Raw genomic sequence first — 5,960 nt, 5'->3', positions numbered from 1 at the left:
CAGGAGGCAGAAGGCAGGAGGCAGAAGGCAGGAGGCAGGAGGCAGGAGGCAGAAGGCAGGAGGCAGGAAGAAAGAAGTATTAATAAAAACTTTAGTTGTAGGTTTATAGCCGCACTAGTGTAAAAAATTTGTGTCGATAGCGCAGCGTAAAGCCATTGGCATGGCTTCTCTACGAGACGCTACTGCGAACGCTTAGAGCAAGTCATTGAGCGTCGCGGAAAGTTCCCCCTACTCCCTACTCCCTACTCCCTACTCCCTCCCTTTCAAGGGTAGGTATTTAAAAATCAGGCAGTAGAGAGGGTGATTTGAGAGACATGGAGTTGTGGAGTCAAGGAAGGCCAAGGTTCAGGGAAAAAGCTACCTTGAGGTAGGGGAAGACGATTAAGAACGGCAGCCTTAATCACTAAAAATCCACGACGGAAACATGAGAGACAACGATGGAAGACACTATTTTTCAAATTGCGTCGTGCAACGTGGGTTTGTGGTAATTCGTCTAAACTACTAATAGGCAAATTGGCATCAATAGCACCTCCAACACTAACCTGCCATAAAGTAGCGATTGCGATCGCTAACCAATGTCTCTCGGCTCGTTTGGTATCTGTCATTTTAGTTTGATGCCAAGCAAAACCACCTCTTTTACCGTCTTTAAATAGACATTCAATCCAAGAGCGCATCGAATACCAACAAGCATCCGCAACTTCGGGTTGTAAATCGGTGAGAATTAACCAAGGTTCGGCATAGCCCTCGTCATGACGGGCTAACAATGTACATTCAATCGGGTTACTTTTGAAACAAGTTACCAATGACTCAAATGACTGACCAACTTCTCGAACAAGAGTATTTAGAGGTAGCCAAGAAACAGTACCTTTAATTTGAAACTGCCCCTGAAGGTTAATCCGCATAAAAGGATGCCAACCACAGTTCAAGATTTGTTGATACAACCACTCAGCATAAAGCCCTCTATCTGTGGTGACAATTACAAACCAATCTGGTGGTACAGTTTTGTCTATATGGCGAAATAATTCTTCCCAGTGAGGTTTCCAACTTCCAGGAATGGTAGCTTCAACTATTTTCCAGGCAATTGGAATTCCACAGCCACGGTAAACAATGCTAATTGCTAATACAGTAAAGCGATCGCTTAAAGTTGAAGCATCTGCTGCCAATGCTAGACGTTTTTCACCTTTAGGCCAAAGACTTAGAATCCAAGATAGTAGTGGACTAAAACAAGATGTCACATCCAATGAAGTTCGACCAGTTTTTGTTTTATCTTCTGCGTCTCGATACCATTCCCGCAGTTGCTGACGTATAGTATTCTCCTTTTTACCCAGTAGTTCTGCTAAAAATACTGAAACCGTTGTCAGTCCACTTGATTGGGTCATTACTATCCCAAAAGTCCACATTGCCAGTACAACAGCTTGAGGTTTTGTGAGATTTGGCATTTTTTCAATTACTTTTCTAGTCCATTCTCTTAATTCCTCGCTTTTTCCTACTTGCATTCACCCTCCTGCACCCGTAGTAATTCTGCTGATAAAAGCTAGATAGTATTTTACCTGCAAAAATACGCCTTTATTAAATACCTACCCTTGAAAGCTACTCCCTCCTCCCTGCCTTCTTCATACAAATAGTTGCGTAAACTCATATATTAAATCCACCCTGCCCTTGCGTAAAATGGCTGGATCTAATCTTTCTGTAGTATTGCAAGTCATCAAGACAACTAACCGTTGCTGCATCTGAATACCAGAGTCATCAATTACACTCTGATACAAAGTGCCATCCAGCAAACTCAGAATGTGTTCGGTTTTGTTATTGTATTGCGCCACCTCAGAAGCACGATTTTGCGCTAGATTATCAGCTTCGTTAATAACGATACAAATACGCTCTATGTAAGTCGGTGGGACAAAGTTAGCGATCGCATCATGATCTAAAATAAAGATTACATACCCCAAAGGTACAAGAATTTCTTTTGCAACTGCCTGTGTCCAGACTGTTTTACCAGTACCCGGTTTCCCATGTACAACAACCGCTAACTGATTTTGATTCAGAATCGCTTGCTGTACAGAATCAGTAAAGTTTTGTATATCTGCGGGAAATGTCCGAATGGAAAATTGACTATGAACCTTACCTACACGACTTTGATATCCACTCAGCATCACGGCTAAGTCGTAAGTCGCTTTGTTAATCAGTGGCGCAAGGTTTTTTGCCATTAAACTATATTGTCGTCGCCCGCGATCGTAGGGGTCAATTTGCAACCAAACGTCATACTTCGACCAGTAAGCATAAACAGTATTGATAACATCTAAGCGTTCCCAGCTGACAAATCTATCTATAGGAAAATAAAAATCTCTTTCTGAGTAATACTGCGTAATAATGTCAGGATTACCCAACACACCTAAAACTCGCAGTACAGTAATTTCTTGCAGTCGGTTAAGAACATAATCAATGGGAATGCTACTACGACTCACAAATTGGAGAATGGGTGTTTCCGTACTCAAAACATCTTTGTAGCGATGATCAGGTGATTGAGGATCTGGCGTGATGTAATTCCAAAACTTTTCAACTTCGTAGCGGGTATTATCAGATACAATATTTAATAAATTAGCCCACCAAGCATAATTATTTCGTCCCAAAATATCAGCAACATTACTCGCTAAATTCAAACTTTTTTGAGTTAACTCGCGGGAGTCACTGTGCAATAGTTGCCATAAAAACCCCCAGTCTAATTCTCGGTTAAACGGTCGCCAACCGCTAGCAAGCAAGCTTTGTCGGGTATTATTTGTAGGAGTGCCTTCATTGCTTCTAAAATAGTCAAAATCCATATTTATTAGTTATGCAGCGTTAATCGAATTATTTGGTATTAAGTAGGAGATTTTGAAAAATTTTTCTCGTAATATTAACTAATTGCGTACAAATATAGGACTCATATAGGACTCATATTTGATTTTTGAACAAAACTCAGTACACCTTTATTCCTTCTTCCCAGTCCCCAGTCCCCAATCCCCAATCCCCAGTCCCTTACCTCTACGAGTGATTCTCCAAATCAAAGCGGATTCCTATATTTGATTTGGTGAAAAAACTCAGTACAACTAAGAAGCCTTCTTGACTGTAGCGCCTGCCTACGCAAATTAGTTCAGAAATCAAAGCGGATTCCTATAGTAATTTTATTTTCACCGTGCTGTATTGGCTAGGAAGTTTTTTTAATTTAACTCATCCTGCCTGTACTATACAGTACTACATGAAGATTACTTATGTCAACTTTTTTGACAAAGCAACTGGTAAATGGGGGGCTTACTTTTAGCTATTGATATATCTATGCTACTTATCCATCTCTAGATGAAAACTAATACCATGTCCGTGGAATTGCCCTCAAGATAAAGCACTTAACCCCATTTTTAGCTGATGCCAAAGTTTCTCTCCCTAATCTTGGCTCATAATAAGCGGTTCTAACCGTATTTTCAGGGCTAGAACTGCTATTCATAAAGCCAGTTGCGTAAGTCCTGATAGTATCAGTTTGAGTAATTACAAATTTTTACCATTCTTTCTGACAATAGTTGTGGTTTTAGCGATCGCAGCCTGTAACAACAACCCACCTATGGGAACTCACAAGTCAACGCTTGCACGAACGCCTATAGAAACAAAAACCGTTAGCAATAATTTAGGTAAAGTTGAAGTTCCCCTAAAACCGCAGCGAGTTATTGTGCTAGAAGAAAATGTCGCCCTTTCAAATCAATATACTCACAACATATAAAAATAAAATAATACAAATGACTATTGTTACTAAAAATAAAAAATTATTATTAAAAATTTTACCTAATACAGTAGGTTTACTTTTTTTAATTTTCTTCTTCTTCTTTCTTCCCCCTACCATGCCTTGTCTCAAACGATTGTGGGGTTCATCTCGTCTGGATATTAAATGTTTTGGGATTTCCTCTTTCTCTTGACTTGCACGTTCAATATTTCTAGGAATTATAGGCAAAGAAAGATTTATTTTATTCTGATATTGACCGTAACCCTGAGAATTATTATTTGGTCTTTGTGCTACATTACTACGCTCCATTAACTGAATAACTTGTTGCAAATATGCGTTCTTTGTAAATTCAAACCACTCCCTATAAACATTAAATGACTTACAAGCTTGATGAATTTCTTTCTCTACTTTGTAAACGTCAGCAACAAACACATAATGAATGAGTTTCAATGGGTAGGGACTTTGACGGCTATTCAGTTCTTTTAATCTATCCTCTGGTGTTCGTGGTGCTACAGTTAGCCCTATTTTGTATCTATATGTACCCACACTATGAATTAAATAAATGTACCCTGGTTTCATTCTTGTATCTCTGTTTGTAGTTCTTCTGTAAGGATTCAGGTGGCAGAGTATTGACAAAGGGGACACTTGAGGGAGAGTATCACAAATATGAACCAAAACTTGCCTCAAGATTTAGACCGAGAAAGCTTGAACCAGTTATTACGCATAATAAACTGGTAGAGGTAATTATTGAGCAAAGCAAGGCGATACGTGACTTACAGAAAACAATCTTAGAACTACAGCAAGAAATAGAACGTTTAAAAGTCAGCCGAGATTTGGATAGTTCTACCTCCTCGAAGCCACCATCTGGTGATATTCTGAAAAAGAGCAAAAACAAAAAAGCATCGCTGGATGGAGAATCAAATCATCCCAAAAGAAAATCAGGCGGGCAACCAGGGCATCAGGGAAAAACGCGTAAGGGTTTTGGCAGAGTAGATCGTTATGAAATATGAAATCTTACGCCCTTTGGATTGTGTTTACTGTGGTCAACGAAAATCGGCGGGAATCCCATCCCAACGAGAGGGGTGGGAGGAATAGCCGCCCGTCTTCAAAGTCATTAGTTATTAGTTATTAGTCATTGGTGCTAATGACTAATAACTAATAACTCGAAATCCCCCGGCTTCAAGCCGGGGGATGAGTTAAAAAGCATTTGCTCACACGGCAATAAAAGTAGAAAAACACTCTGTAGCACAATTAGTAGAACGTCCCATTGAAATAGTGGAGTATCAACGCTATACGTCAATACAGTTCAGATAAACCCAAAACACTTGTAGAGACGGCAATTCATCGTCATCGCGTCTTCAAAGACAAATTATCTACACCACTAACTTTAACTGAATAGACATTTAACGCCTATCTTGCTGCATTCCACTCTTAATTCAGGCTCGTCAATGGATATGTTTGTCCTGGATCTGTATAGGACTCAACGAAGAAATGGCACTAAGAAAAGCCCAAAAGCTTGTGTCGTCTCGTTCCCAGCCTGGAGGCTCGGAATGTATTTAAAAGAGGCTCTGCCTCAATTCAAGCTACTGGAGGCGGAGCCTCCCAGAATGGATTCCCAGCCTGGAGGCTTGTTCCAGTCAGAACAAGGGCTGTATCTTTTCTTAGTGCCATTCGACTCAACGAAGAAGTGCTATTTTTATTAAAAATATGAAATAATACCCCTTTAGAATATTTCTAAAGGGGATTTTTAAACAACAACAAAAACTATGAAAAAAGAACTCTGCAACCAATATTGATAGGTAATAATTTGTTGCAATTGTAGGTCTTTTTATCTATATACATAGCGAGCCGGTATCCACTGGCGACCACGATTTGTTTGCACCCAACGTCCAGGAACTAATATCCTCCTTCTCACTTGAGCAGGAGTATAAACTCTAACTGGCGCTGGTCTTTTGATTATTCTAACTGGAACCGGTCGCCTAACTGGCCGTCTGACCTGAGCATCAGCTTGGGAAGGAATAAAGGTAACAGCAATTGGTAAAATCAGCGCTAAACTAGCAAGCACTCTTTTAATATTCATTCGCAAACTTTCCTTCTATGATATAGACATCAAAGTAATTAATATCTCGCGAAATATTAATCGCCTTGACAAATAAATGATAGAACTACAAGGATATATACACTAGTGAAAAAGGTAATTACTTAAACCGTGACT

General features: G+C 39.7%; 5 protein-coding genes and 1 pseudogene. 2 read left to right on the top strand and 4 right to left on the bottom strand.

The features are described from left to right. Window positions 1–284: 284 nt before the first annotated feature. Together RRG12_RS17600 and RRG12_RS17595 are read right to left on the bottom strand one after the other, a co-directional pair. Window positions 285–1,496, bottom strand: a complete 1,212-nt coding sequence (locus RRG12_RS17600) for an endonuclease (RefSeq protein WP_420758009.1) — start codon at window positions 1,494–1,496, stop codon at window positions 285–287. Window positions 1,497–1,613: 117 nt separating this feature from the next. After that, window positions 1,614–2,816 (bottom strand): AAA family ATPase, encoded by a 1,203-nt coding sequence (locus RRG12_RS17595; protein WP_420760167.1) that lies wholly within the window; start codon window positions 2,814–2,816, stop codon window positions 1,614–1,616. 692 nt (window positions 2,817–3,508) lie between these two features. On the opposite strand from RRG12_RS17595, the gene RRG12_RS17590 reads away from it, so the two are divergent. After that, window positions 3,509–3,745: a hypothetical protein gene (locus tag RRG12_RS17590; protein WP_420760166.1), complete on the top strand. Its 237-nt coding sequence runs from the start codon at window positions 3,509–3,511 to the stop codon at window positions 3,743–3,745. Here the strand turns inward: RRG12_RS17590 and RRG12_RS17585 are convergent. Then, the gene (locus tag RRG12_RS17585) at window positions 3,719–4,324 is read right to left on the bottom strand and encodes a GIY-YIG nuclease family protein (RefSeq protein ID WP_420760165.1); all 606 of its coding nucleotides are present in this window, start codon (window positions 4,322–4,324) and stop codon (window positions 3,719–3,721) included. The genes RRG12_RS17590 and RRG12_RS17585 overlap by 27 nt on opposite strands. An 87-nt stretch (window positions 4,325–4,411) precedes the next feature. Between RRG12_RS17585 and RRG12_RS17580 the strand changes: the two are divergent. Continuing rightward, window positions 4,412–4,804 (top strand): annotated as a pseudogene (locus tag RRG12_RS17580) (DUF6444 domain-containing protein); the annotation flags it as partial. A gap of 769 nt (window positions 4,805–5,573) precedes the next feature. On the opposite strand, the gene RRG12_RS17575 reads toward RRG12_RS17580, so the two are convergent. Next, on the bottom strand, window positions 5,574–5,825 hold the full coding sequence (locus RRG12_RS17575; RefSeq protein WP_420760164.1) for a hypothetical protein: 252 nt from the start codon (window positions 5,823–5,825) through the stop codon (window positions 5,574–5,576). Window positions 5,826–5,960 lie beyond the last annotated feature (135 nt).

The sequence above is a fragment of the Nostoc sp. CALU 546 genome, from assembly GCF_048836525.1.
The sequence above is the reverse complement of the archived record's forward strand: the minus strand, read 5'-3'. Positions and strand labels throughout refer to the sequence as shown.

Bases quoted from the DNA above. Each gene is read 5' to 3' on its own strand.
- RRG12_RS17600 (WP_420758009.1), bottom strand. From the start codon at position 1,496: ATGCAAGTAGGAAAAAGCGAGGAATTAAGAGAATGGACTAGAAAAGTA.
- RRG12_RS17595 (WP_420760167.1), bottom strand. From the start codon at position 2,816: ATGGATTTTGACTATTTTAGAAGCAATGAAGGCACTCCTACAAATAAT.
- RRG12_RS17585 (WP_420760165.1), bottom strand. From the start codon at position 4,324: ATGAAACCAGGGTACATTTATTTAATTCATAGTGTGGGTACATATAGA.
- RRG12_RS17575 (WP_420760164.1), bottom strand. From the start codon at position 5,825: ATGAATATTAAAAGAGTGCTTGCTAGTTTAGCGCTGATTTTACCAATT.